Genomic DNA, 25,869 nt, shown 5'->3' with positions numbered 1-25,869 from the left:
TGGGGGAGCGCTAATTGTCGGTGGGGCTCTTAGGCGTCTGCACGCCGCGATCGAACATAAACAGCATCGATCAAATTGGGATGCGCTTTCATAAAATCGACGATCGCCGTTTGGAGCGCACCCTCCTGATTGGCGTCATAGTCCGGCCTTGCGGGGTCGATCTGCAAGCCCGTTTCTACAACCAGCACGCTCTTCCACTGGCCGTCTTCATAGATCATCTCTTTGCGCGTACCGATAACGCTCGGGTGGATTACCATCATATCGCTCCAAGCTTCACGCTATGCATAGAGCATTCGGCGGCGGGCGTCAGCCCTCAGATTTCAAAGTGATGCAGTGCCCGCATGAGGCCCTCTCGGGGTCCCTCTCCGACACAGACATGACGATGATACAAAGTTACATCATCTTACCAAGCTTGCTGGTGATATACACACTTAACACACTGTGTTCGCACGGACATTGGGTGGTGTCATGGCCCGAATATTTTAGCACCTCATGGCCTCCCCGTGGCGTGATGGCCTCATCCCACCTCTAAGGAACCGACAATGACCAATTCAGATGAAACCTCCACGGACTTGCTCTTTGGAGACAAGCCTATCGCCTCCATCACCTTTGAGGACGGCGGGGTGCCCTACTTCTCCCTACTCGACCTTCAAGAGGCTTTGGGCTGGCCTACGTCCAGCACGGACCTTGTTAACACTCCATCGCTCCCGGCGCATTGCAAGCGCATCGCGCTGGAATACGGGCCTGAGGGTGTAACAGACGCAATCGTGCTTTCCCCGACTGGCGTGTTCTACTGGACCAATCTTTACGATGCTGGGAAGGGTCAGCAGATCACCGCATGGGTCAAGCGACAGGCGCGGCAACTCTGCCCAAATGCCCGACCGGACAACCCGGCCATGTTCCTCCAGATCGACAGCGACAGGCGGCTTCCGCCTGTCCCCTTGAAATTCTCAGGGTGGCGCGGCGAATGGAACGACCTTCGATATTCCGACGCCTACCTCCGCCGTCCGAACGTCGTCTCCGAAATTAGGGCTAGGCAGGCGGCAAGGCGGGGGGGCGGCGGACTCCCTGATCGGCCTCGCTCAGCAATGATATAAAGTTACATTAAATGGAAGGGGTGACGGGTGCAAAAATGGACCAACACACTGACCGGAAGTCTGGAACTCCGTTGATGCCAGCCCGCATATAGCAGCCCTCTAAGGCCCCGGTAGAAGCCCACCTAGACGCAACGCCCTCGTTTGTCTTGCCGAGAGCCGCCACCCCCAGGCCTTCGACGTCTCAGGGCGTCTCAGGGGCCTTCCGCATCACCCGTTGGATTGTCGCCCTACGCACCCCGTACTCCTTCGCAAGGGTGCCCAGCGATGCCCCAACGGCCCTCCGTTCCCGCACGGCTTCCTGTTGCGCGGGGGTCAATGCGCTAGGCCTGCCCAATACCGTCCCCGCCGCCTGCGCCCGCTTAAGCCCTGACTGCGTCCGCTCCACGATCAAATCCCGTTCGAATTCAGCAACGGCATTGATTACGCCCATTGTGAGTTTCCCGGCCGAACTTGTAAGATCAACGCCCCCTAGGGCCAGGCAGTGCACCCGCACGCCTACAGTCGCTAGGGCCTCCACGGTTGCCCGCACGTCCATGGCATTGCGGCCCAATCGATCGAGCTTAGTAACGATCAACACATCCCCGTCTTCCAAGCGGTCCATAAGCTTAGCGAAGCCTTGGCGCTCACGGGCAGCGGTGGAGCCCGAGACCGTTTCCTCCACAACGCGCTTCGGATCGACGGCAAAGCCCGCCGCTGTGATCTCCCCGATTTGGTTGTCGGTAGTTTGGTCCAGGGTGCTCACGCGGCAATAGGCGAAGGTGCGGGCCATGTCGTGCATCCTTGTATCGATAACGTAGCTCGTTAATGCAATTGTATCGCAAACCCTGTCAAGCTATTATTCGATACACTGTATAGGCAGGGCTCGAAACCGTTCGTTTTCAATACAGACGGGCGCGGTGCTTGATAGGCAGGATCGTGGCGGCGGGCCGAGAGGCGCACGGTTACGTTTTAATCGAGAGCGCGATGTAGAGACCATCCGTTCGCTGTGGCTGAAAGCTTGGCGTAAAGCGTAAAGTTCAACTTATTCGGCCAAAGTGTACCATAACCGCTTTTGCCACGACTGAACGCCGTAGAAAGAGTGTCTTGATGAGGTTCAAAGCTCCTCTCTATCACTCCTAGAACCAATAAATGCTCTATTGCCTTCCACGCGTTGATGCTGCCCATCTCTTTTTTGATAGAAAAATGGAAATGCGTTTCATCCATTTCTATTTGTGGGTCTATTTCTTCGTCGTCAAACATCTGTCTCGGTCTATCGCACCCATGCTCATAAAACTTCTTCATCACTACCGCGTCTGTCGGGGTAAAACTCGCAAGAGTATCGATGTGCCGACGATCAATTGCATCGGCATCTCCCTCGGCAGCCCGTGCAAGTAAGCGTGCAAACAGTTCTTGGATTTCGGGCTCGTCTTGCTCGGTTGCCTTTTCAAACCACGCAAACGCATAGCGTTCGGGAATTTGAGTGCTGTTAATTATGAGACCATTTGAAAGCAGTTGTTCCGAAACCTTCTTTTGGAGGTTCAATGCGTTCATTAGACGCCATACAGCGATACGGTCTCCTATGACGGCTTGCCACGTATCGCTGATTGTTCCGACCACCGGCTCTGCCAGATCGGTTAGGGGTTTCACTATCGCTTCAATGTCGAGAGGCATCGGTTTCGCCTATTGTTTAGGCGTAGCCTACATCGGCCTTTTCGCTTCGATCAATGCCTCGCACACTAGCAACCGTCGTTTTCGTTAAACGGACGGCATTCCGGCCTAGGGAATAGCGCAGTGTCCCGCGCGGGCTTGAGCGACATGAAACAGCGCAAGCCCTAGGGCCTTGTCAGCTAGGGGCTTTGGCTTCTCGGTTTCGCCTGCCATTGCATCATTAGCGGCTTGATCGTCGGCGGCGGCAATCGCATCGGCGCATCCGCCCACTACGCTCTTAGCGATTACCGAGACGGGGCCCTCAGTTTTCGCAAGGCGATAAGACCAGCGGTGGACGCAACCGGCCCAGTCTCCCACCGCTGGCAACTCCGTGGGAGTGGTGCAAATGCGATCGTTCGGGCTCGGGGTACAGGCCGCCAACGGCAAGAGCAGCGTCCAGGCGTGTTTCATCGGAATACCCCCATTGCATCCCAGTAGGCCCATCGTCCCCGCAATGCGGCTCAAATGTCGCACGGCGAATGTCACAGCGCCAGCCGCGCCTTTCGGCCAATGTGCGCCATCAACCGGCACGGGCGGCGGGCAGCGGCACGTGGCGGGGGTATCGGGGGTAGGGATGCCCTCAGGCATCAGTGGGTCCCCTAAGGTGACTTATGGGTCCCCTATGTCCACGGGTCCCCTTTGCCCTACGCCGATGGTACCGCAAGCCGATTTGGTTTGGCACTTCGAGATTGACGCCTTCGCTCGACAAGCCCCGCCGCAGCTCGCACTCTCGTGTCAGCCGACCCCGCCCGGTCCCTTCAGCCCCCAAGGGGTGGACGATTACCGAGATCAAGTAGCAGCAAAGCCCCCTACGCCCTTTCGGGTCGTGGGGGGTTTTTTATCACCTTGCCTTAGGCTCCAAGGCCCATGGCATCCTCAGGGGCCCATAGAGGACTCACAGGGCGCGATGATGCCTAAGTGTCACCGGGCGACCCCTAAGTCTCCATAGGCCTCTGGCGGGCCCCTGAGTGCGTCACAGGGGAGCATGGCCCCAAAGCCCCTTCAAGCGCTCAGGGCCGCAAGCATCTTATGCAGATCATCGACATTCACAACTACCGACTGAGGCTTGCCGTATTCGTCACGCTGCTGGACCGCATAGTGCCCGTCCCCCATTGGAGTTGCACACCCGTCTGTTAATTCGATTGGACCGATCGGCATGGTTCATACTGCCCGCATTGCGCCCCGATAGACGCAAGACAGTGTTGGGGTAGACAGGACAGCTTAGGCAATCTGTAAAATCTAACAAATCTCAGTAGTGACAGCGGAGTCTCACAGTGACCACAAGTAGCGATAATCCACAAATGACGACTATCTTGCCCACATGAATGGCAATTCAGTGGTTCCGCCGTGCGTCCACTCAAACTCTACTGTTCCGTTTGACCAGTTTATCACCGCTCTTGTGAATATGCCCCTTAACGCGGCGTTGAGCGCTGCCCGGTTGATATTGTCCTCAAGGTCCGCCAAGCGCCCCTCAGGCGGCTCAGGGCATAGCAGGTCCAATACTCGCCCCACCCTATTCCCGATAAGGGGCCCGGACGTTACCTCACGCCGTTCCAATAGGGCCGAAAGGGTAGCGGTAACGGCCTCAAGCTCGGTCTCAGTTTCTCGTAGCCGCGCGACGAGGGCCGGGGATCGCTCAAAGGAAAGGTTGTCCAAGAGGGTCCGCGCCTTGTGCCTTAGGGCGTCCTGTTGCTCGCTCAGGTTCAGGATAGCTTGCTCGTCATCGTCATTTCCGGGGCCCCCGGCTGGCACATCGCGAAGCCGCTCAGAGAGCCTCTCCAGAATAGCCATCTCGATATAGGCGTAGGGGATCGAATGATATTCACACCCCGCCCCCGCCTTGGCTTTCACACAGACAAGGGATGGTCGGCTTCGGGCCCCCTTCTGCACTCTCGTCATTGTGCTGTTGCAAAGAGGGCATTTGGCCATTCCGGCTAGGACGTTGGACAGCGGGGCCCCGCCCCCCTTCCCCCGCCCCGGCGCTCTCTTAGAGGCACCAAGGGCCTGTACGTCCGCAAAGGTCTCGGGGGACACCACGGCTGGAAAGTAGCCCTCCAGCGCCTCTAGCGGCTTTCGGCTTTTCACCCCGCTGGTATAGTCCATGTGGTGCGGGGTCATTGTCCCGACGACAGCCGGGTTAGCCAATATCTTGGCGATGTACGACCGCTGCCAAAAGCGTGCCCGCCCCCACGGCTTGATGCCTTCCCGGTTGAACGTCTCAGCAATCAAGTGCTGTCCAACCCCTGCCAACGTCATATCGAATATCCGGCGAACGATGGCCGCCCGGTCCTCGTTGAGTTCGATGGTTCCGGCCTCTAGGCTTACGTTCAGCCACGCGGGAGCCATGCCGGTAAGCGGCTTGTCGCTCCCAGCCGCTTCTCTCTTGGCCTCCCACGCCTGCTTCAGACGCCTAGACTTGGTGGCGCTTTCTTCGTTCGCCCGCATGAAGGTGACGACCGAAATAAGAAGGTCCGTAGGGTTATTGTCGAGGGACTCTGAGGTGTATTCGCGTTCGTCGTTCAAGGTGACGACCGACACCCCTGCGTCACAAATGGCCCCAAGGGCCTCCACAGCTTTGCGCGGCGCTACGCGGCTCAGGCGGTCAAGCTGTTCGACCAATAGAACCGAACCTTGAGGGACTAGACCGGTGTGAACAGCCTCCAGGAAGTACGCCAGCCGACCCGCCCCTGCGTTCTGGCCACGAAAGGCAGATACGCCCAGATCGTGAAATGTCAGGCCATCATCAAGCGTGAGTCCGTGCTTTGTCGCGTAGGCTTGAGCCATCTGACGTTGCCGCCGCTCGCTGTCCCCCTTGCGTTGTTCGGGCGTCGAGAAACGAAGGTAGGAGTAGGCTTTGCGCGGGGAAGCGGGGGTGTGTTTGGTGGCCATGGATGCGTCAGGTCACTATGGGGGTCTAATGTCAACAACGGGAGCAGATTATGGCCGCCCGCCGCTGCGATCTCCAGCGCGCGCTTGGCGGTTTCCTGGCCCTTTACCTGGCGCAGGTCAGGGCCGTGATCGGGCGCGTCGGCTTCTCCCGGCGCGGGCGATGCCAGCAGCCCATGGCCCTTGAAGTGATTGAGCAGCGACAGCAAATCCGGCGCGGCGATCACCTCGATCGTGCCCGCCCAGGCCGCTTCGGATCCTTGCGCGGCGGGGCAGACCAGCCCTTTCTGATTCTCCGATGCGTGCAAGGCGGCCAGCAGCACGCCGGGGGATGTCGCGATCCGCGCATCCAGCCCCAATTCGCCGACGACGACATAGTCCGCCAGCGTTTCGGCATCGATCACCCCCATCGCGCCCAAAACGCCAAGCGCGATCGGCAGATCATAATGCGATCCTTCCTTGGGCAGATCAGCCGGTGAAAGATTGACGGTGATGCGCTTGGGGGGCAGAGCAAGGCCAAGTGCCGCGATGGCGGCGCGCACGCGTTCCCGGCTTTCAGCCACGGCCTTGTCGGCAAGCCCCACCACATTGAAGGCCGGTACCCCCGGCGCCACCTGAACCTGCACCTCTACAGCGCGCGCTTCCAGCCCGAGATATGCCACTGTAGAAACAATCGCGACCATTTCGCCTCCGCCGCGCGGCTAATCCTCTGTTCATACCTGCTTTTTTAAAACAAGAAAGCACAGCCCTACTGTCTTGTTAAAACAATACACCGGACCCACATCACCCCGATGAGCGAACTGCACCCCATTCGCCCCCGCAGCGCCGCACTTCGCACTGGGCTGACCGTGCTTGGTGCGCTGATCATCATTGTCTCGCCGATCGTCGGCGCGATTCCGGGGCCAGGCGGGGTTTTCGTGTTTGCCGCCGGGCTGGCGCTGATGTTGCAGAATTCGGCTTGGTCAAAGCGGTTCTTCGTCCGATTGAAGCGCCGCTGGCCGCAACTGGGCTATTTTGCCGATCTCGGGCTGCGGCGCGCAAGCGCGCTGCGCCGATTCGAACGCGACAGGCCGGTAGACAAAGAAGGCAAGAAACTCTCGCGCTTCCGGCTGGCGCTGCGCACGATCAGGGATTTCGTCGGTGGCCGCCGCGTCTGACCAATTGTCATCGTTGACTTGGGGCGCACCTTGGCTTAAGGCCCGCCAACATTCGGCCGCCGCTTTTGGCGGCCTTTTCCATTCTGATGATCAGGGAATGAGTGATGAAGCGGACCTTTCAACCGAGCAATCTGGTGCGTGCACGCCGCCACGGCTTCCGCGCGCGGATGGCAACGGTGGGCGGGCGCAACGTCCTGCGCGCACGCCGCGCCCGCGGTCGCAAGAAGCTGTCGGCATAAAAACCCTCACCATTCGCCGCGATTTTCTGGCGGCGAATGCGGGCAAACGCGCGCCGATGCCGGGATTCGTCCTGCTTGCGCGTGACCGGGCCGATGGCGTGGCGGACATGCGGATCGGCTACACGGTGACCAAGAAAATCGGCAACGCCGTGATCCGCAACCGCATGAAAAGGCGGTTGCGTGCCTTGGCGCGTGATGTGCTGCCAACGGCCGGCCTGCCCGGTTGCGATCATGTGCTGATTGGCCGCGCTGGTGGCCTAGATCGCGATTTTGCGCAGTTGCGGGCTGATCTGGTAAAGGCGCTGGGGAAGCTAGCGCGATGATCGCCAAGCTGCTGATCCTGCTGACGCGCGGCTGGCAATTGGGCCCATCGGTGATTTTACCGCCCTCATGCCGATACGCGCCGTCTTGTTCGGCCTATGCAATCACGGCGCTTCGCCGCTATGGCGCGCTCAAGGGAAGCTGGCTCGCGGCCAAACGCATCGCGCGCTGCCATCCCTGGGGCGGGTCCGGCTACGACCCTGTTCCTTAAAAATTCACGTCTGCACGATCGGGGCTGTTTCCAGTGAATCAAGAAAATCGCAACATGGTGCTGTTCCTGGCGATCGCCGCGCTGATCCTGGTCGGCTGGCCGATCGTCGCACAGACTTTATGGCCAGCGCCAAAGCGCCCAGCGATCACCAAAACCACCCCTGTGGCCGACAAGCCCGTGACGAGTGCCGCCGGCACGCCTGTCGTCGATACCGCGAAGACCAATCGCGATCGCCGCGTCGTGCTCGCCGAAACACCGCGTGTGCTGATCGTTACCCCGTCGCTCAAAGGCTCGATCAACCTGAAGGGCGCGCGGATCGACGATCTGGTGCTGCTCAATCATCGCCAGACGATCGACAAGAAATCGGCTCCGGAAAGGCTGTTGTCGCCATCGGGAACCGAACATAGCTATTTCGCTGGCTTTGGCTGGGCCGGAGACGGCATCGCCGCGCCCGACAAGAACACCGTCTGGACCGCTGACGCACCGGCCCTCATCCCCGGCAAGCCCGTCACCCTGCGCTGGTCCAATGCGCAGGGCGTCAGCTTCCAGATCAAATTTTCAGTCGATGCCGATTATATGTTCACGATCGACCAATCGATCGGCAATGGCAGTGCAGCGCCCGTCACGGCTCGCCCTTATGGCCTGGTCTCACGTACCGGGCTTCCAAAGGACCCGGATAGCTGGGTCAACCATGTCGGGCCAATCGGCGTCTTCGGCAATGGCGCGAATTACGACATCGGCTACCCCAATTTGCAGGGCACGGACCGCAGCTTTTTCGGTTCGGTGTTCGGCGCAAATGTGAAGCCGGGGCCCAATTATTTCGACAATAAGGGTGGCTGGCTCGGCTTTGGCGATATCTATTGGCTGACCGCGCTGATTCCCGATCAAAATGCCCAGGTTCATGCCGGTTTCCGCGCGGCGGGCGACACGTTCCAGGCCGATTTCGCGACCACGCCGGTAAAGGTCCAGCCCGGCAAGGTCGCGCGCCAGACGACGCGCTTCTTCGCGGGGGCCAAGGAAGTTCGCCTGATCGACAAATATCAGGACCAGGGCAATATCGTCAATTTCGACAAGGCGATCGACTGGGGCTGGTTCCGCATCGTCGAAAAGCCGATCTTCTATTATCTCGATTTCCTGTTCCGTTTGGTCGGCAATTTCGGCGTCGCGATCATCCTGCTGACAATCACCATTCGCGGCCTGCTGTTCCCGATCGCCCAGCGCCAGTTCGCCTCGATGGCGAAGATGAAGGCAATCCAGCCCAAGCAAAAGGCGATCCAGGAACGCTACAAGGACGATAAGCCCCGCCAGCAGCAGGAAATCATGGCACTTTACAAGGCCGAAGGGGTGAACCCGCTGGGCGGCTGTGGCCCTACGCTGCTGCAGATTCCGGTCATGTATGCGCTGTACAAGGTGCTGCTGCTGTCGACCGAAATGCGCCACCAGCCATTCGTGCTGTGGATCCGCGATCTGGCCGCGCCCGATCCGCTGACGCCGATCAATCTGTTTGGCCTGCTTCCCTTTACCCCGCCCGTCTTCATCGCGATCGGTATCATCCCAATCCTGCTCGGCGTGTCGATGTACTTCCAGTTCAAGATGAACCCGGCTCCGATGGACGAGGCGCAGAAGCAGGTTTTCGCAATCATGCCGTGGATGCTGATGTTCGTGATGGCGCCGTTTGCGGTCGGCCTGCAGCTGTACTGGATCACCTCCAACGTGCTGACGATCCTGCAGCAGCGGCTGCTCTATGCGCGGCATCCTGAAATGCTGGTCGCGACCCCGAAAACACCGGCCAAGCCGATTCCAAAGAAATGATCCGGCATGGCTGAATTTGACGAAGACATGCTGGAGGCAGCGCGCAAGGCATTTGCCGGGCCGATCAGCTTCCTGAAATCGGCACCCACGCTGGAATTTCTGCCCGATCCCGATGTGCCGGAAATTGCCTTTGCTGGCCGCTCCAATGTCGGCAAGTCATCGCTGCTCAACGCGCTGACGGGCCGGAATGCCCTCGCGCGCACATCGAATACGCCGGGGCGGACGCAGGAACTGAACTTCTTCGACGTGGGCGCCCCCCTCGCCTTCCGCCTCGTCGATATGCCGGGCTATGGCTTTGCCAAGGCGCCCAAGGACATGGTCAAGAAATGGCGCTTCCTGATCAACGATTTCCTGCGCGGGCGGCAGGTGCTGAAGCGCGTGCTGGTGCTGGTCGATTCGCGCCATGGGCTGAAAGATGTCGATCATGAGATCATGGAAATGCTCGACAAGGCAGCGGTCAGCTATCGCCTGGTGCTGACCAAGGCCGACAAGATCAAGCCGACCGAGCTGCTTCACGTCACCAATGCGACGGCGGCAGAAGCCCGCAAACGGCCCGCCGCGCATCCGGACATCATGGCGACCTCAAGCGAAGTTGGGTTCGGAATCCCTGAGTTGCGCGCGGCGGTGATCGAAGCGATCAGTTAGAGCGTGATGACGCTAGGTCGATTCAACCTCATACCCGTTCGGGCTGAGCCCTTCGACTGCCTGGCAAGGCAGGCGCTCAGGACTGGCTTCAGCCTGTAGGGCTGAAGTCGAAGCCCACACGCTCCGCATGCCCTTCGACTTCGCTCAGGGCGAACGGCGTATGGTTTGGACCAATCCAAAGTCATCACCCTCTAGGCAATCACCGGGACAGCACATGCCGCCCCGGTGATTTTCACTGATCAACGCTGACGGAACTTCTTGGTCAGCCGCACGCCGAACTCGCTGCGGTCATTGCTGACAACCACCCCAACAAAGCCGCCCTGGTCGAGCCGACCCTGGTCATAGACCTTGTTGAAGATGTTGCTGCCATAGACGCTGAACGCCAGATCGCGTGCTTCATTTTCATATTTGATGTTGAAGCCGACCAGGCTGCGTGGATTAATGATTTCGCTGGTTCGTGCGACCGGCTGGCCGAATTGCTGGCCGCGATACGAATAATCGGCCTGGGCGGTGATCGATCCGCTGGGCAGATCATAAGTATAGGCCGCCGTCACCGCGCCAGTGAAATCGGGGCTGAGCGCGGTCGGTGCGCCAGCAACCGGGGTGCCGCCCGTCGGGAAGAAGGCCGGCGGCAGCGAATTCACACGGGTGATCGTGCTGTCGAGATAGCCCAGCGACCCCTTCAGCTTGAACCCGCCAAACGTGACCGTGGTTTCCGCCTCGATCCCGCGCGCGCGGGCGTCAGCGGCGATGATTACCGTGTTGAACCCATTGGCGTTGATGAACGAGTAAGGCAGTCCGCGATCGTCATATGTGGTCGTAAAGGCCGAGAGCAGCACGACCCAGTTGGGGGTGATGCGGCCCTTATAGCCGATCTCATAGTTGGTCGCGGTCGTTTCGGGCGATGCGTTGAACGAGCTCGGCCCGCCAAAGGGGCGCGGCGTGAAGCTACCCGGCTGGTAGCCAAGCTGGATCGTGCCATAGACCGAGTTGTTGTCGTCCAGCTTGTAGGTGATGTTCCCCTGCGCCGTCACCTCGTCATACCTAGCGCTACGGGTCACGGGGCCGGCGAAGCTTGAAAAGCGCGCCGTTGCCCGCTTGTCATCATTCGAATAGCGCACGCCCGCACCGATCGAGAGCCGATCGGTGATGTTGTAGCTGCCATTGGCATAGACGGCATAGCTGTTGGTGCGCTGTTGGATCCGGTAGTCGCTATTGCCACCGAAAAAGAATGCCGGGCGGGATTCGTTGCTGCCATTTTCATAGTAATAATAAAGGCCACTGACGAAGTTGAACGCATCGAATTCGCCGTTCAGCTGCAGTTCGGCCGACACCTGCTCGGCATCGCCCGTCTCCGGGAAGACCGACTGGCGCGAGATATTGTCGGTATCCGACAAACCACCGGTATATTTGGTCTGGCGATAGCTGGTGATCAGCTTGGTCGTGATTTCCTCGCTCAACTTCAGCTCGGCGGTGATCGACGCACCAAACAGATCAAGCGATGTCGACTCCAGGCCAGGCACATCCGTGCCCGAATCATCGGGGCGGACCTGGGTTGCGGCAGTGAACCCGGCGGCAACGGGATCATAGATATCGACGCGATAGGGTGACTGACCGTCGCGCGCGCGGACGAAATCGACCGAGGACAGGATCGAGAAATTGTCGGTCGGCGTCCAATAAGCGGCGGCGCGGCCGCTGAAATCATTTTGCTCGCCAATGCGCGCGCTGGGGCTGGCGATATTGACTGCATCGCCAACGCCATCCCGGCTCTGGTAGCTGCCGTTGAGCGACACCGCCAGCGTCGGCGAGATACGGGTATCGGCATAAAAGCTGCCATTGATCCGCCCACGCGACCCGACCTGCGCATCGACCTCAATCGATTCGTCGGTGCCTGGCTTGCGGGTGATGATGTTGACTGCACCGCCCAATGTGTTGCGGCCATAGAGCGTGCCCTGCGGACCGCGCAGCACTTCGATCCGTTCGATATTCTGCAGCGACAGGTTCGAACCGAGCTGACGGCCGAGATAGACGCCGTCCAGATAAACGCCAACGCCCGGATCGGTCGTGATCAAATGGTCTTGCAAGCCGATGGCGCGGATGAAAATCGCGGCCTGGGCGGTGTTGCCAACGCCGTACCGGCTGATCGTCAGGTTGGGGACGTATTTGCCGACATCTTCCAGATTGCGCGCATTGAGCGACTTAAGCGTCTCCCCGCCAAAGGCGCTGATCGCGACCGGCGCATCGATAATGCTTTCCTCACGCTTGCGGGCAGTAACAACGATGTCGAAACCCGATTCCGCAGCAGCTTCAGCCTTTGGGGCGGTATTAGAGTCGGTGCTTTGGGCGGCCGCCGGACTTGCTACCAGCAGAGCGGCTACGGCGATGGCCGAAGCGCCGCTCAATTGGCCAAGCGTTCCATGGGTCAGCCTGGCAAGGCGCTTCATACCGGCAGTCATTCGCTTCATCATCATTTCCCCGAATTTGCCCGGAGAGACCGGGCGGTTGGTCAAAAAAACCAGGCGCACAAAGTGGTCGCTGGCCGGCCCGTGCTACTGCACTCCGTCCCTGCCGACGGCGACCGTCATTCGCGCCTTGGTGCAAGTTTCATACATATGTCACGCTGCGGCAATGATATTGTATCGGCTGCGTCACAAACTCAAACGGTGTTGCAGCCCCGCCTCAGGTGAGAGAATAGGGCACCAATATTGCTCGATATGAGCACCAGATATGCGCCCAGCAGACCATCTCACGCCTCTTGGCCGGTCGGCATGCCAGTCTCCTTTGACAGCCCCTCCCCTGTTGCGCCGATTTGTGCGAAGGGGACGGATGATTGTAGCGATGATTACGCTGCACACGCCGCAAGGGTCGAACGAGCAATGGTGAAATCAGACGAGCGCCGGGATGCCCTGCTCGACAAGCTGGCGGATTTTGTCCTCGCTGAAGGGCTGTCTGCAGCCAGTCTGCGGCCATTGGCGCAAGCGGCCGGCATCAGCGACCGGATGCTGCTTTATTACTTCAAGGACAAAACGGCCGTGATGGCCGCCACGCTGGAACGCATTGCGCAGCGGATGATGGTGCTGATGGATTCAGGCACAGCCCGTGGCAAGCTCGATCGGGCGGCGCTACAAGCGCATTTGCTGGACCTGGTGCTGGCCGACGCATTCTGGCCTTATATGCGCGTCTGGCTGGAAGTGGCGAGCATGGCGGCGCGCAATGACTCGCTCTATCGGCCAGTCGCGGAGCAGATCGGCCGCGCGTTTCTGTCCTGGGGAATCGCCCAGCTGGACGGTCCCACGCCTGAGGCCCGCGAAGCCGATGCCGCCCGCCTCTTGGTGACGATCGAAGGCATGGTGATGGTCAAGAGTTTCGGCCTCGACGCGATCTGCCTGAAGGCGCTGTAGTGCTGCGCTCCCGGTTGCCGCCGCGCTGACCGACCGCTATTCCGGGCAGATGCTTAAACTCATCATCGGCAACAAAGCCTATTCATCCTGGTCACTGCGCGGCTGGCTGGCCTGCAAGCAATCCGGGCTGGCGTTCGACGAAGTCGTCGTGCCACTGTTCGACGCTGACTGGCAGACGCGGCGCGCAGCACCCGATATCGCGCCGTCGGGCGGCAAGGTGCCGATCCTATGGGATGGCGATGCCGTGGTTTGGGACAGCCTGGCCATCATCGATTATCTCGATGGAAAAACCGGCGGGACGAAATTCTGGCCCAGTGACCCCGCCGCGCGCGGCTTTGCCCGGTCATTGGCGGCTGAAATGCATGCCGGCTTCGCGGCGTTGCGCAGTCGCCACGGCATGAATGTTCGCCAGATTTTTGCGCCAGAAACGCCCCATGCTGACGTGACGGCCGAACTGGAGCGGCTTTTCGAACTCTGGGCGCAGGCGCGTGCCCGCTTCGGCGGCGACCAGCCCTATTTGTTCGGCGCATTCGGCGCCGTCGACATCATGTTCGCGCCGGTGTGTACGCGCATCACCACCTATGGCTTGCCAACGCCGCGCTTCGCCCAGGCGTATGTCGATGCAGTGATTGGCCATCGCTGGATGCAAGACTGGATTGCCGCCGCGCAGGACGAAGAATGGGTGATCGACAAATATGAGCGGCCACCTGCGGCATGATCGGCTAGCGTATCCGCTTGGTCGGATAGGGCGTGCCGTCTTTGTGGTAATAGCCCTGATCGTCAAAAATCATGTCGATATCGGCATAGTGGCCGGTCCCTTTCAAATTGCCGGCCCCAACGGCGATAAAGCTGCAATCAGCGTCTGACCGGTTCTGCAGATGGTGGCCGTTGCCATCGCCCATGGCGAAGGTGAGGCAATCGCCCGCCCGGACAATGGTTTCGCCCGTGTCGTCGACCAGCACGGCTTCGCCCGTCAACATCACGACAAATTCATCCTCATCATCATGCCAATGGCGCTGCGAGGACCAGCCGCCGGGCTTGAGCACGACATGGCTGACCCCCATCGCCGTCAGCCCACCGGCCGGGGCCAACCGCCGGAACCACCGGCCTGCCATGGGCTTGTCATAGGGATCGGGATAGCCGGTGGTGTTCGCTTGGGGGATTGTGTCGAGATCGAGCTTGGGCAATGCAGCCTCCATGAATGCCACCACAATATTGCCCGATGTTGTCGCGCTGACCAAGGCGCTGATTGCCTGTGAAAGCGTCACCCCCGCAGCGCCTGCGGTGTTCGACGCGCTGGAGGCGATGCTGGTCCCGCTGGGCTTCACGGTCGACCGCTTTGTCACAGGCCATAGCCCCGATGGGCCGGTTGAAAATCTGCTGGCGGTGCGCGGCACCGGCGGGCGGCATTTCGCCTTTGGCGGGCATCTAGACGTTGTTCCACCGGGCCCCGGCTGGACCGGTGACCCGTTCGTGCCGACAGAGCGCGGCGACCTTCTCTATGGGCGCGGCGCGGTCGATATGAAGGGGGCGATTGCCGCCTTTGTCGCTGCCATTGCGCGCATACCGGCGGATGCGGGCACGATCAGCCTGATCATCACCGGCGATGAGGAAGGCCCCGCAATCTTTGGTACCGTGGCGCTGATGGAGCGAATGGCGGCACAGGGCCTGAAGCCCGATCTGTGCCTGATCGGCGAGCCGACATCGGTTGCCCGGCTTGGCGACATGATCAAGATTGGACGGCGTGGTTCGCTGAATATCTGGATCGATGTGCCCGGCAAGCAGGGCCATGTCGCTTATCCCCATCTCGCTGACAATCCGATCCGCCGGATGACCGCGATCCTAAGCGAAATCCAGGCGATCGACCTCGACCAGGGGACCGATTGGTTTCAGCCCTCCAATATCGAGGTCACCGATGTCACCGTCGGCAATCCGGCCACCAATGTCATCCCGGCGCTGGCGAGTGCGCGGCTGAGCATCCGGTTCAACGATCTGCATCGCGGCGACGCGCTGGCCGCGCGCATTACCGAGATTGTCGATCGCCATGCGCCCGGCGCCAAAGTGATGGCGCGCGTCTCCGGGGAGGCATTTCTTACCCCGCCCGGCGATTTTTCAACGCTGATCAGCGCGGCGATCGAACGCCAGACCGGCTACGCGCCTGAACTATCAACCAGCGGCGGCACATCGGATGCGCGGTTTCTGTCGAAAATCTGCCCGGTGGTGGAATTCGGCCTGGTCAATGCGACGATGCATAAGCTTGATGAGGCGGTCGCCCTTCAGGATTTGCACCTGCTGACCGATATCTATGCCGATATCGTCACGCAGGCCCTTCAGCCGGCCAGTGCCTGACGCTTGTCGGTGCGCGACCAGGCGATGAAATCATCTTCATCCATCGGCTGGGCGATCGCATAGCCCTGGATCACGTCACAGCCGATGACGCGCAGGACATCGGCCTGGGCTGCGGTCTCAATACCTTCAGCAACCGCTTCGCACCCAAGCCCGTGGATCAGGCCGATGACCGCCTGCACAATCGTCCGCGCTTCGGGCTTTACAGCGATGTGTTCGATCAGGCTGCGGTCGAGTTTCACGCGATCCACCGGCAAATCGCGCAGCCGGGCGAGATTGGAATAGCCCGTGCCGAAATCGTCGATCGCAATGGTCGCACCGTCGGCCCGCAGCGTCGCAATCGCGTCGATCACTTCCTCACTGCAATGCATGGCCAGCGTTTCGGTAATTTCGAGTTCGAGCAGCCGCGCCGGTGCGTTGGCGGCATGCATCGCTTCGCGCAAGCGCCGGAAGAAGCTGACATGATCAAGCTGGCGCGGCGAGATATTGATCGCCAGCCGTTGTTCAATGCCCATGTCGCCCCAGCGCGCGATCGTATCGGCGACGGTGGCGATGACCCATTCGCCAATCTCGACGATCAGGCCGGTTTCCTCAGCCCGCTGGATAAACGTACCGGGCAGTTTGACGCCAAGGGTAGGATGCCGCCAGCGCAGCAGCGCCTCGGCCGCGACGATGCGCCCTTCAGGCAGGCTGATCTGCGGCTGGAAGACCAGCGCGAACTGATTGAGGTCGATCGCGGCGCGCAAATCGCATTCAAGCTGGGCGCGATCGGCAATTTGCGCTGCGAGCGTTTCAGAAAAATGCTCCGCGCGTCCGCGACCGGTCGCCTTGGCATGATACATCGCCGCATCGGCAGCGCGCATCAGTTCGGTCAGGGTCGATCCATGCTCCGGCCTGATGGCGATGCCGATCGACGCGCCAATCTCAACATCATGGCCCGCAATATCGAAGGTTTCGCCCAGCGCGAACAAGACACCGCGGCTGATCCGCGCCGCCTCAGCCGGATCACCGACTTCGGGGAAGAACATGGTGAATTCATCACCCGCCAACCGGCCAATCAGGGGCTGCGGCTTGCCGCTGTCCGCTGTGACGCGATCGGCGACGGCGCGAAGCCGATTGGCGACCATGCCGAGCAGCATATCGCCCATGGCATGGCCCATCGTATCGTTCACCGCCTTGAAGCGATCGAGATCGATAAAAAACAGCGCGGCCGGCGTGCCCGCCGGCATCTCCGTCAGCAGTCGTTCGCAGCTGCGGCGAAAATTGGTGCGATTGGCAAGCCCGGTAACAGGATCAAACATGGCCAGCCGATGGACACTGTCCAGATTGGTGCCGATCTGTTCGAACAATCGCTCCATCGCCTGGGCCAATTGCGGCACATTTTCGCCGATTTCCTTGGGGATTTCGCCCTGCAGGTCGCCATGGGCAGCGCGCGCGAGCCGGGCAATCGCGGCATCAATGGCGGCGGCGGTAGAGGCAATGGCGCGTTCGGTCGACGCCCAACACATGACCGCGCAGACAATCGCCGGTATCAGCGCGCGCGACACGCTTTGAGCATCGATCGCGCCATTGGACGTGGCGACCAGCGCCAAAATAAAGGCCACCGCACCGGATGCCATCGCAAAAGTAATTGCGCGGCTCTTGAGCGAGGCTCCTTCCATCCCGTTTTGGGCTCCCTTTCGATCGCGAACGCGCGCCGATTGCAATTGCAGCGGGATGACAGCGAAAGGTTAATAATTTCGTTCGGCAGCCGGGCGGCGAAGAACAATATAGAGTGCGCCAGCGCCACCGTGGCGGGGGTGCGCCGGGCGGACAGCGGCGATCCTGGCGGCATGGCGCGATGCCGCCAGCCAATCGCCAACCGCATCGCGAATCCGCCCGCGCGCATGCGGCCGTTCGCTTTCCGGGCGCGGCGGTTTGCCGGTAATCAGCAACAGCACCCGGTCGCCCCGCCGGATTGCCTGATCAAGCCCCGTATCAAGCACGCGATAAGCCGATTCCAGCGTATGCCCGTGCAGATCGATCGCGCTGTCGGGCGAGACAATCCCTTTCGCCAGTTTTTTGTCCCAGCTGCCGTCGAGCGTCACGCCGGGTTTGGGTCGAGCGGGTGGCACAGCGGCGGGCTTAGCAACAGCACGGGCAGCCTTTGCAGGCTTGGCCGCCTGCGTCCTGGTTGGTGCGGGATCACTTGAGACATCGCCTGGCTTCGTCAGGCTCGCCTTTGCCGGGGCGGCGCGCGCGGGTCGGACGGTGGCCATCACACGGCGCCACAGCGCCGCTTCGTCAGCGGTTAATCGGCGCTCCGCCATCGGGGCTCCCCGCCGCCAGCCGCGCGACCGTGCCACGCGGGAGGAGCAGAAGGGCCGTGCCGCGCGCGGCCATGCCACCGGCGATCATGCGCGCCTCATCCCCTGCCCCCCAGAATGTATCGACGCGATTGGGCCCCCGGATGGCGCCGCCCGTATCCTGCGCAATCCACAGCCGCGAGGCATCAGCCCGATCCATCGACAGCAGGATCGGCGCGCCCAGCGGCACGAATTTGGGATCGACGGCAGCACTCACCCCCCCGGTCACGACATAGCCCAGCGCGCCCTGAGCGGCACTTTGCTGTTCGCGGAAGAACACGAAGCTCTTGTTTTCCTGCATGATCGCGCGGCCCTCTTCCGGGTGGGCGTGTAGCCAGGCGACGATACCCTGCATCGATGTCTGCCCCGGTTGCAGCAGCCCGCGGGTGCGCATCAGCGCGCCGATGCCGGTATAATCGCGGCCATTCTGACTATCATAGCCGATCCGCATGATCCCGCCGTCCGGCAAGCGCAGCCGCCCAGAGCCTTGAATCTGCAGAAAGAAAATCTCCACCGGATCAGCGGCCCAGGCGATAATCGGCGCGGTCTTGGCAATCGCGCCATTCTCGATCGCCGCACGATCATGATAGGGAACCAGCGCCGTGCCATCGACGCGACCGCGCACTTTTTTGCCCTTCAGCGCATCGGAAAACAAACCAAGATCGACATCGATCAAATCGCTTGGCCGTCCATAAATCGGTGTTTCATAGCCGACCCGCTTGTCGCGCGACCCGGCGATTTCCGGTTCGTAATAACCGGTGGCGAAGGCCTTGCCGTCTGCGATCTGTACCGCTTCGAAATAGCGGCTGAAAAAATCGCGCGCTTCGGCGTCGGCGGTCGCATTGGCGGCGCTGCATGCCTCTTGCCAATCACTTGGCCGGGTCAGCCCCGATCCGTCCGTCCGGCGAACCAGACTGGGGCAGGAGGTGCGGAAGGCGGCGAGCGCACGCACGGCCTGATCGCGCTTGATCGGCAGAGCAGTGATCGGTGGCCCCATCACCACCCCAGCAGCCACGGCATTAGCCGGCCCTGCTGGTGCCGACGGCGTTTGAGCCGGGGGAAGCGGTGTTGCGACGACCGACGGCTGCGTTGGCGGAGCGGGCCCTTGCGACGGCGGCACGATCTTGCTGCTGCACCCCGCCAGCAGCAGCGCAAGCGCCACCAACTCGCAGCCAAAGCGGCCCGGACGCTCCATCAAACTTATGCCTCGTCGGTTTCGGCGAGCTTCCAGTTCGGGTCGCTATTTTTCAGCGTCCGCGCAAACGTCCAAATTTCGCGGGTGGCGACCGCATCGGTCATCGACCCCGAAACCAGATTGCCTTCCGCATCGCGGGTGGTGGCGGCGATATCGGCTTCAATCAAGACCATGATTCGCGCAGCACGGCCCTTCACCTCGGCATCGGTGATCACCGCGCGCTCAATGCTGACCAGGCGGTTGTCGAGCACATGCCCCGCCGCTTTGCGTGCGTCGATCGCTTCGATGAAACTCTGCCGAACTTCGTCTTCGACCAACCAGCCCAACGTATCGGTATCGCCCTTCCAATAGGCATCAAGGATCATCCGATACGCTGCCTTGGCACCGTCAATGAACTGGCCCACATCGAACGACGAATCCGCCGCAATAATCGCTCGTACACCAGATTCTGCACCAGATTCGATGTGACGGTTGGCAATGTCACGCGTTTCTGCCGTGCCCTCAATTGTGCGCGCAGGTGACGGCGCCAGCGCGACGCGCTCTTCGGCTGGCTTGGGCAGGGGTTGCTCATGCCCGGTCCGCTTGCCCAGCACCATGTACAGGCGCAACGCGAGAAACGCGGCAATCATTGCAAGAAGAACTACGTAAACCACTCTGCCTCCAGTCGTGCGACCAATCCCTAACATAGGCGCATGAACCCAGGGTTTCAAATACCCGAATCCCGCATTGCCCGATAGCCCCAAGATCACGACAACCACGCGGCGTTGAACTGGCACGCAGCCCCTGCTAGGCGCGACGCGCATCGGCTTGATGGGAATTCACGGGACATGGCCGTTCACCCGGCATGTCTTTTGCGACACATAGATAGAAAGATGGATTGATGGACGAGCAGGAAAATGGCGGCGCACCCTTGGCAAATGGCGCAGATACCACGCCGGTAGCGGGCATGATTTCGCAATATGTGAAAGACCTGTCGTTCGAAAATCCCAATTCCCCGGCGATTTACCAAAGCCAGGCGATGCCGCGCATCGATGTGCAGTTCAACATCGGCACGCTGCAAATCGCGGACGATATTCATGAGGTCATCCTGAAGATCGACGTCCGTTCGGAAACCGATGACGGCGTCGCCTTTGTGGTGGACCTTAGCTATGCGGGGCTGTTCGGCATCCGCAACGTGCCGCAGGAGCATATGCAGCCCTTCCTGCTTGGCGAAGCGCCGCGCTTGCTCTTCCCCTTCGCGCGCCGCGTGCTCGCCGATACGGTGCGCGACGGTGGCTTCCAGCCGCTGCTGTTAGAGCCGATCGATTTCCACGCGCTCTATTCGCAGCAGGTCGAAAACCAGCCCGGCGCTGGGATGCCGGCTGAGGATATCGGCCACGCCTAAATCGCATATCGGGGGGCGATGCCGGTGACATTGGCATGAATCTGGCGCGCGCCCTGGGCTCGGTCGGCGGGTTGACGCTCGCCAGCCGCGTCCTGGGGCTGGTGCGCGATTCGCTATTTGCGCGCTTCGTCGGGGCGAGTTTTGCATCCGACGCGTTTTTGATCGCGTTTCGCTTGCCCAATATGTTTCGCGCCCTATTCGCTGAAGGCGCGTTTTCTGCCGCGTTCATCCCGATGTTCAACAAAAAGGTCGCCGAAAAGGGCGGCGGATTGGCGGCGGGCCTGAGCTTTGCCGAAGATGCGCTGTCAGTGCTGCTCCCGGTGCTGATCGTGATGACGGTGCTGCTGGAAATCTTCGCCTGGCCCGTCACCTGGGCGCTGACCGGCGGCTTCGGCAAGGCGACGCCCGATCAAGCAGACTATGTGGTGATGCTGTCGCGCTTCACCCTGCCCTATCTGCTGCTGATCTCGCTCGTCTCGCTGCTCGGCGGCATCCTCAATTCGCTGCAGAAATTCTGGGTCAATGCGGCTGCGCCGATCCTCCTCAACCTGACGCTGATCGCGGCGTTGCTGTTCTTCCACGATCCCGATCCGCTGCTCACGGCGCGCAATCAGGCGATCGCGGTCAGCCTATCGGGGGCGCTGCAGCTAATCTGGTTGTGGCTGGCGTGCCTGCGCAACGGCGTTAACCTGCGTCCCAAGCTGCCCGTGTGGAGCCCCGAAGTCAGGACGCTGATCGCACTGATCGGCCCGGCAGCGCTCGGCGCGGGTGCGGTCCAGTTCAATCTGCTGATTTCATCTGCGCTTGCCTATAGTCTGCTCGGCGAGGGCACGGTTTCGTACATCTATTTCGCGGATCGGCTCAACCAGCTGCCGCTCGGGCTGATTGGGATCGCGCTGGGTACCGTGCTGCTGCCGACGATCTCGCGCCAGCTTGGTGGCGGGCACGAGGCGGAAGCGATGGACACGCAGAACCGGGGCATGGAGCTGGCGCTGTTCTTTACACTGCCGGCCACGGTTGCGCTGATTGTTTGCGGCGTGCCGATCGTGGCCGCCCTGTTTCAGCACGGCAAGTTCACGCCCGGCGACACGAATTTCACCGCGCAGGCGCTGGCCGCCTTTTCACTGGGGCTGCCCGCCTATATCCTTATCAAGGTGCTGACGCCGGGCTATTATGCGCGCGCCGATACCAAGACGCCGGTGCGCTATGCGACGATCTCGATCGCCGTGAACCTGCTGCTCAATCTGGCCTTTATCCTGCCCCTTAAACATATGGGTCCGCCGCTCGCGACCGCGCTGGCCAGTCTCGTCAATCTGGGACTGCTCTATCGCACGCTCGCCAAGCGCGGGCATTTTGTTCCCGATGCGCAGCTCAAGCGGCGAGTCTGGCGGTTGGCTGGCGCTGCACTGCTGATGGGGGTCGTGATGTATTTCCTCAACGATCGTTTCACGCCCTACACCCTGGGAACAAGCGTCACCCGCTGGACCGCGATGATGGTGCTGGTCGGGATTGGCGGGCTCGTCTATGTCGCTGCCTGTTTTGTGCTGCGCGCGTATCTGCCGTCCGATTTGCGGGCGGTGTTGCGGCGACGCAGCGCAACTCCAACCAAAAAGGCCCCTTGATGCGCGTTGTTTCCGGCATTCAGCCCACCGGTAATCTCCACCTCGGCAATTATCTGGGCGCGATCAAGCAATGGGTCGCGATGCAGGACCAGGTGACGGCAGACGGCGGCGATTGCCTGTTCTTCCTGGCCGATCTCCACGCTCTAACCCAGCCGGTCGTCCCGGCCGAGCTGGCGAACGCGACCATCGAGATGGCTGCCGCGCTAATCGCCTGCGGGATCGACCCCGATCGATCGATCCTGTTCAATCAGGCCCGCGTCCCCGCCCATAGCGAGCTTGCCTGGATTCTGAACGGCACTGCGCGGATGGGCTGGCTCAACCGGATGACGCAGTGGAAGGACAAGGCCGGCAGGGACGGATCGAGCCAGAGTGTCGGCTATTTCGGCTATCCCGTGCTGCAAGCGGCCGATGTTCTGCTGTACAAGGCAAGCCATGTGCCCGTCGGAGAGGATCAAAAGCAGCATCTGGAGCTGGCGCGGGATATCGCGACCAAATTCAACCTGGATTTCGGCGTCGATCTGTTCCCGCTGCCAGCACCGCTGATCAGTGCCGCCGCCCCCCGGATCATGAGCTTGCGTGATGGCACCGCGAAAATGTCAAAGTCAGATCCGTCAGACATGGCCCGGATCAACCTGATCGATAGCGACGACGTGATTGCCCAAAAATGCCGCAAGGCGCGCACCGATGCCGATCCGCTGCCCGACACTATTGCCGCGCTTGCTGATCGGGCCGAGGCACGCAACCTGGTAACGATCTATGCAGCGCTTGCTGATCGCACGCCCGATTCGGTGCTGGCAGACTTCGCCGGACAGGGGTTTGGCGCCTTCAAGCCAGCGCTCGCCGATCTGACCATTGCCACGCTGGGACCAATTCGGCACCGGCTGACCGGGCTGCTGAGCGACCGCCCCGCCGTTTCCGATGCCCTGATCAAAGGGGCCAGTCGTGCAAGCGCATTGGCAGCGCCAACTCTGGCAGCAGCGCAACGTGCAATCGGATTGCAGATTTGACGGCAGCTCGGTACTATTACGCGTTCAACTGCCATTCACCTTGCGCATGGCACGATCGTCAAGTGATTGTTCGCAAGCAATTTTACGCACAGCCAAGAGAGTGATCCAATGAAGAAATCATTCATCGCCGTCGCCGCGTTACTCATGCTTTCAAGCTGTGCGACCCCATTTACCGCAAAGGTATCCCGCTTCCAGATGCTTGCGCCCCCATCCGGGCAGACCTTCATTGTCCAGGCGAGCAATCCGCACCTTCAGGGCGGGATCGAATTTGGCCAATATGCGCAGCTGGTCAGCGCTCGCCTTGTTGAACAGGGGTATCAGCCTGCCGCTGACCCAGCCCAGGCGCAATTGATCGTCAAAATGCATTACGATGTTGATCGTGGCCGTGAACGCGTCCGTTCAACCGGCTTTGGCTATGGCGGCTTTGGTGGCTTCGGCTATGGCGGATTCGGCTATGGTGGCTTCGGTTATGGTGGCTTTGGTTATGGCCGTGGCGGATTCGGGCCGCGCGGCTATGCCTTTGGCTGGAACGATCCATTCCTGTTCGGTGGTGGCTTCAACGATACCTATAGCTACACCGTGTTCACCAGCGAACTCGATTTGCAGATCGAACGGACTGACAATGGCAAGCGCGTTTTCGAGGGCACCGCCCGCGCGCAATCCAATACTGACGAACTGCCCAAGATTGTCCCCAATCTCGTCGATGCGATGTTCACGGGCTTTCCCGGCAATTCGGGCGAAACGGTGAAGATCACGATCGCGCCAGAACGCAAGGCGGTGAAATAATCCCAGGGCTAACGGTTACGCCCGGCTTGCTGGCGTTGAACGCCAGGAAGCCGGGGACGACTATAGCACCTGATTTAGCCAAGAATGGCGGGTGTTCTACCCCTCCAGATCGCGCAGCAATGTCCGCACCGCGCTATCGACATCCATATCGGTATCGCGCAGCTGTTCGATGCGGCGCACCGCATGGATTACCGTTGAATGGTCGCGTCCGCCAAATTTGCGGCCAATCTCAGGGAGCGACCGAGTCGTCAGCCGCTTGGCAAGATACATGGCAATCTGCCGCGGACGCGCCACGACGCGCGCGCGACGTGCTGAAACCAGCTCGATCGGCTTGAGTTCGAAATAGCTCGACACCGCCCGCTGGATTTCGTCGATCGTCACCCGCTTTTGCACGCCGCGCAGCACATCGCCGAGCGTGGCTTGGGTGAAATCCATATCGATCGCCTCACCCGTCAACTGAGCATAAGCGACCAGCCGGTTGAGCGCGCCCTCCAGTTCGCGAATGCTTGAGGTCAGCCGGACGGCCAGCAATTCCAGCACGTCAGCGGGCACCCTGGCATCGGGCATATCGGCCAGTTTGCGGGCCAGCACAGCGCGGCGCAACGTCAGATCAGCCGGCTTGATATCGGCCACAAAGCCAACCGACAGGCGTGACAGGATCCGTGCTTCAACGCCGTCCAACCCCTGTGGACAGCGGTCAGCGCTGACGACCAGCCGCTTGCCGGCGCTCATCACCTCGTTGATCGTGTAGAAAAACTCTTCCTGCGTTGCATCCTTGCCGGCAATGAACTGCAGATCGTCGATCATCAGCAGATCAACCGACCGCAACCGCGCCTTGAACGCGAACGTATCGCGCGCGCGCATCGCCTGGACGAATTCGAACATGAATCGTTCGGCCGACATGTAAATCACATCGGCCCCTGGCTGCGCTTCAAGAAAAGCCGTGCCGATCGCATGCATCAGATGGGTTTTGCCCATCCCTGTGCCGCTGTGCAGAAATAGCGGGCTGAAGCGCGGCGTACCTGGCTCGGCAAGCGCCTTGGCGGCGTTCCACGCAACCCGGTTTGAGCCATCGACGACAAACCGATCAAAGGTGAAGCGCGAATCGAGCGCAGGGCGCGCACCGGCCATGGCCGCGATCGCGCTTGGTGCTGCAGGTGCGGCAACCGGATCGATGCTCGCCAGCACTGGCAACGGCGCCGACGCGCTGGCCGTTTCAATGATCACCTGGCTGATCGTCGGGACGATGGCCCGAAATTCCTGCAACAGCCGTTCCGCATAATTGTTGCGGACCCAATTGGTCATGAAGGCAGACGGCAGCGAGAGCCGCACCGTATCCGCCTCGTCGCTCGCCGCCAGGGCAAGCGGCTTCAGCCACTGATCAAACAAGCGCGCGCCAGCCGATTCGCGCAAATGCCCGCGAATCCGTACCCATGCCTTGTCCAGTTCAGTGCCAGATGTCGCCTTCAATGCTCCAGCAATCGCCACGCGCAACTCTCCTCGCGGCCAGGTAACTCCCCTGGACGCCCTGTTTTCGATCGAAAATATCCCCCCGCAGCCGGAATCGCGTCCGCCTGACGATGAAGTTATGCTAAATACCGGATGCGGTAATCATCGCGGCGAAGGCTGATTATGAGGACATGACCGAGTCGATCAAGAGGCCGGGCAGTCAAGAATCTGAAATAAACCATTTGACTCGGCCTTAGCCGCGCAAACCCGTCAAAATTTT

General features: G+C 60.8%; 25 protein-coding genes and 1 pseudogene. 14 read left to right on the top strand and 12 right to left on the bottom strand.

Features of this window, described 5'->3' with window-relative positions; all coding sequences use genetic code 11:
- Nucleotides 1-29 precede the first annotated feature (29 nt).
- Nucleotides 30-260, bottom strand: a complete 231-nt coding sequence (locus B7Y43_RS03670; RefSeq protein WP_374130265.1) for a hypothetical protein — start codon at nucleotides 258-260, stop codon at nucleotides 30-32.
- A gap of 282 nt (nucleotides 261-542) precedes the next feature.
- On the opposite strand from B7Y43_RS03670, the gene B7Y43_RS03665 reads away from it, so the two are divergent.
- A complete protein-coding gene (locus tag B7Y43_RS03665; RefSeq protein ID WP_374130264.1) occupies nucleotides 543-1,097 on the top strand; it encodes a hypothetical protein in 555 nt (184 codons plus the stop codon).
- 181 nt (nucleotides 1,098-1,278) lie between these two features.
- Here the strand turns inward: B7Y43_RS03665 and B7Y43_RS03660 are convergent, their stop codons facing one another.
- From B7Y43_RS03660 to B7Y43_RS03645, 4 genes and pseudogenes are all read right to left on the bottom strand, one after another.
- The gene (locus B7Y43_RS03660; RefSeq protein ID WP_374130263.1) at nucleotides 1,279-1,866 is read right to left on the bottom strand and encodes a recombinase family protein; all 588 of its coding nucleotides are present in this window, start codon (nucleotides 1,864-1,866) and stop codon (nucleotides 1,279-1,281) included.
- A gap of 179 nt (nucleotides 1,867-2,045) precedes the next feature.
- Nucleotides 2,046-2,747, bottom strand: coding sequence for a hypothetical protein (locus tag B7Y43_RS03655; protein WP_374130262.1), 702 nt, complete (start codon nucleotides 2,745-2,747; stop codon nucleotides 2,046-2,048).
- 1,344 nt (nucleotides 2,748-4,091) lie between these two features.
- Entirely contained in the window at nucleotides 4,092-5,672 is a 1,581-nt protein-coding gene (locus B7Y43_RS03650; protein WP_374130261.1) for a recombinase family protein, read from the bottom strand.
- A 37-nt stretch (nucleotides 5,673-5,709) separates the two neighbouring features.
- Nucleotides 5,710-6,352, bottom strand: a pseudogene (locus B7Y43_RS03645) (magnesium chelatase domain-containing protein); the annotation flags it as partial.
- Between the two features lie 108 nt (nucleotides 6,353-6,460).
- Here B7Y43_RS03645 and B7Y43_RS03640 point away from each other — a divergent pair.
- From B7Y43_RS03640 to yihA, 6 genes are all read left to right on the top strand, one after another.
- On the top strand, nucleotides 6,461-6,826 hold the full coding sequence (locus B7Y43_RS03640; RefSeq protein WP_374130260.1) for a hypothetical protein: 366 nt from the start codon (nucleotides 6,461-6,463) through the stop codon (nucleotides 6,824-6,826).
- A gap of 104 nt (nucleotides 6,827-6,930) precedes the next feature.
- Entirely contained in the window at nucleotides 6,931-7,065 is a 135-nt protein-coding gene (gene rpmH / locus B7Y43_RS03635) for a 50S ribosomal protein L34 (RefSeq protein ID WP_294101983.1), read from the top strand.
- Nucleotides 7,062-7,388: a ribonuclease P protein component gene (rnpA, locus tag B7Y43_RS03630; protein ID WP_374130336.1), complete on the top strand. Its 327-nt coding sequence runs from the start codon at nucleotides 7,062-7,064 to the stop codon at nucleotides 7,386-7,388. Before rpmH ends, rnpA begins: the two co-directional genes overlap by 4 nt.
- Nucleotides 7,385-7,597 (top strand): membrane protein insertion efficiency factor, encoded by a 213-nt coding sequence (gene yidD / locus B7Y43_RS03625; protein WP_374130259.1) that lies wholly within the window; start codon nucleotides 7,385-7,387, stop codon nucleotides 7,595-7,597. The genes rnpA and yidD overlap by 4 nt, the downstream gene beginning before the upstream one ends.
- 33 nt (nucleotides 7,598-7,630) lie before the next feature.
- On the top strand, nucleotides 7,631-9,409 hold the full coding sequence (gene yidC, locus B7Y43_RS03620) for a membrane protein insertase YidC (RefSeq protein ID WP_374130258.1): 1,779 nt from the start codon (nucleotides 7,631-7,633) through the stop codon (nucleotides 9,407-9,409).
- A gap of 6 nt (nucleotides 9,410-9,415) precedes the next feature.
- Nucleotides 9,416-10,054: a GTP-binding protein gene (gene yihA, locus B7Y43_RS03615; RefSeq protein WP_374130257.1), complete on the top strand. Its 639-nt coding sequence runs from the start codon at nucleotides 9,416-9,418 to the stop codon at nucleotides 10,052-10,054.
- Between the two features lie 239 nt (nucleotides 10,055-10,293).
- On the opposite strand, the gene B7Y43_RS03610 is transcribed toward yihA, so the two are convergent.
- Complete coding sequence (locus tag B7Y43_RS03610; RefSeq protein ID WP_374130256.1) at nucleotides 10,294-12,510, bottom strand: TonB-dependent receptor; 2,217 nt, start codon at nucleotides 12,508-12,510, stop codon at nucleotides 10,294-10,296.
- A 420-nt stretch (nucleotides 12,511-12,930) separates the two neighbouring features.
- Here B7Y43_RS03610 and B7Y43_RS03605 point away from each other — a divergent pair, with 420 nt between their 5' ends.
- Nucleotides 12,931-13,455, top strand: a complete 525-nt coding sequence (locus tag B7Y43_RS03605) for a TetR/AcrR family transcriptional regulator (RefSeq protein WP_374130255.1) — start codon at nucleotides 12,931-12,933, stop codon at nucleotides 13,453-13,455.
- Between the two features lie 49 nt (nucleotides 13,456-13,504).
- Nucleotides 13,505-14,173 carry a glutathione S-transferase family protein gene (locus B7Y43_RS03600; RefSeq protein WP_374130254.1) on the top strand — a complete coding sequence of 223 codons (669 nt, stop codon included), beginning with the start codon at nucleotides 13,505-13,507 and terminating at the stop codon, nucleotides 14,171-14,173.
- A gap of 4 nt (nucleotides 14,174-14,177) precedes the next feature.
- Here the strand turns inward: B7Y43_RS03600 and B7Y43_RS03595 are convergent, their stop codons facing one another.
- Nucleotides 14,178-14,642: a cupin domain-containing protein gene (locus tag B7Y43_RS03595; protein WP_374130335.1), complete on the bottom strand. Its 465-nt coding sequence runs from the start codon at nucleotides 14,640-14,642 to the stop codon at nucleotides 14,178-14,180.
- 10 nt (nucleotides 14,643-14,652) lie between these two features.
- On the opposite strand from B7Y43_RS03595, the gene dapE reads away from it, so the two are divergent.
- Complete coding sequence (gene dapE, locus B7Y43_RS03590) at nucleotides 14,653-15,804, top strand: succinyl-diaminopimelate desuccinylase (RefSeq protein ID WP_374130253.1); 1,152 nt, start codon at nucleotides 14,653-14,655, stop codon at nucleotides 15,802-15,804.
- On the opposite strand, the gene B7Y43_RS03585 is transcribed toward dapE, so the two are convergent.
- The 4 genes from B7Y43_RS03585 to B7Y43_RS03570 form a co-directional block, all read right to left on the bottom strand.
- Nucleotides 15,786-17,462: a bifunctional diguanylate cyclase/phosphodiesterase gene (locus B7Y43_RS03585; RefSeq protein ID WP_374130252.1), complete on the bottom strand. Its 1,677-nt coding sequence runs from the start codon at nucleotides 17,460-17,462 to the stop codon at nucleotides 15,786-15,788. The two genes, dapE and B7Y43_RS03585, sit on opposite strands and share 19 nt — an antisense overlap.
- Nucleotides 17,463-17,531: 69 nt before the next feature.
- Nucleotides 17,532-18,110, bottom strand: a complete 579-nt coding sequence (locus B7Y43_RS03580; protein ID WP_374130251.1) for a Smr/MutS family protein — start codon at nucleotides 18,108-18,110, stop codon at nucleotides 17,532-17,534.
- Nucleotides 18,085-19,341, bottom strand: a complete 1,257-nt coding sequence (locus B7Y43_RS03575) for a murein transglycosylase A (protein ID WP_374130250.1) — start codon at nucleotides 19,339-19,341, stop codon at nucleotides 18,085-18,087. Before B7Y43_RS03575 ends, B7Y43_RS03580 begins: the two co-directional genes overlap by 26 nt.
- A 5-nt stretch (nucleotides 19,342-19,346) precedes the next feature.
- On the bottom strand, nucleotides 19,347-20,027 hold the full coding sequence (locus B7Y43_RS03570; RefSeq protein ID WP_374130334.1) for a Tim44/TimA family putative adaptor protein: 681 nt from the start codon (nucleotides 20,025-20,027) through the stop codon (nucleotides 19,347-19,349).
- A 194-nt stretch (nucleotides 20,028-20,221) separates the two neighbouring features.
- Here B7Y43_RS03570 and secB point away from each other — a divergent pair, with 194 nt between their 5' ends.
- From secB to B7Y43_RS03550, 4 genes are all read left to right on the top strand, one after another.
- Entirely contained in the window at nucleotides 20,222-20,725 is a 504-nt protein-coding gene (gene secB / locus B7Y43_RS03565; RefSeq protein ID WP_374130249.1) for a protein-export chaperone SecB, read from the top strand.
- 35 nt (nucleotides 20,726-20,760) lie between these two features.
- Entirely contained in the window at nucleotides 20,761-22,347 is a 1,587-nt protein-coding gene (murJ, locus tag B7Y43_RS03560; protein ID WP_374130248.1) for a murein biosynthesis integral membrane protein MurJ, read from the top strand.
- The gene (gene trpS / locus B7Y43_RS03555; protein ID WP_374130247.1) at nucleotides 22,347-23,354 is read left to right on the top strand and encodes a tryptophan--tRNA ligase; all 1,008 of its coding nucleotides are present in this window, start codon (nucleotides 22,347-22,349) and stop codon (nucleotides 23,352-23,354) included. Before murJ ends, trpS begins: the two co-directional genes overlap by 1 nt.
- Before the next feature lie 108 nt (nucleotides 23,355-23,462).
- Complete coding sequence (locus tag B7Y43_RS03550) at nucleotides 23,463-24,140, top strand: DUF4136 domain-containing protein (RefSeq protein WP_374130246.1); 678 nt, start codon at nucleotides 23,463-23,465, stop codon at nucleotides 24,138-24,140.
- A 96-nt stretch (nucleotides 24,141-24,236) separates the two neighbouring features.
- Here B7Y43_RS03550 and dnaA read toward each other — a convergent pair whose 3' ends face one another.
- Nucleotides 24,237-25,628 carry a chromosomal replication initiator protein DnaA gene (gene dnaA, locus B7Y43_RS03545; protein WP_374130245.1) on the bottom strand — a complete coding sequence of 464 codons (1,392 nt, stop codon included), beginning with the start codon at nucleotides 25,626-25,628 and terminating at the stop codon, nucleotides 24,237-24,239.
- Nucleotides 25,629-25,869: the final 241 nt, after the last annotated feature.

The sequence above is a fragment of the Sphingomonas sp. 28-62-20 genome (assembly GCF_002281505.1).
The sequence above is the reverse complement of the archived record's forward strand: the minus strand, read 5'-3'. Positions and strand labels throughout refer to the sequence as shown.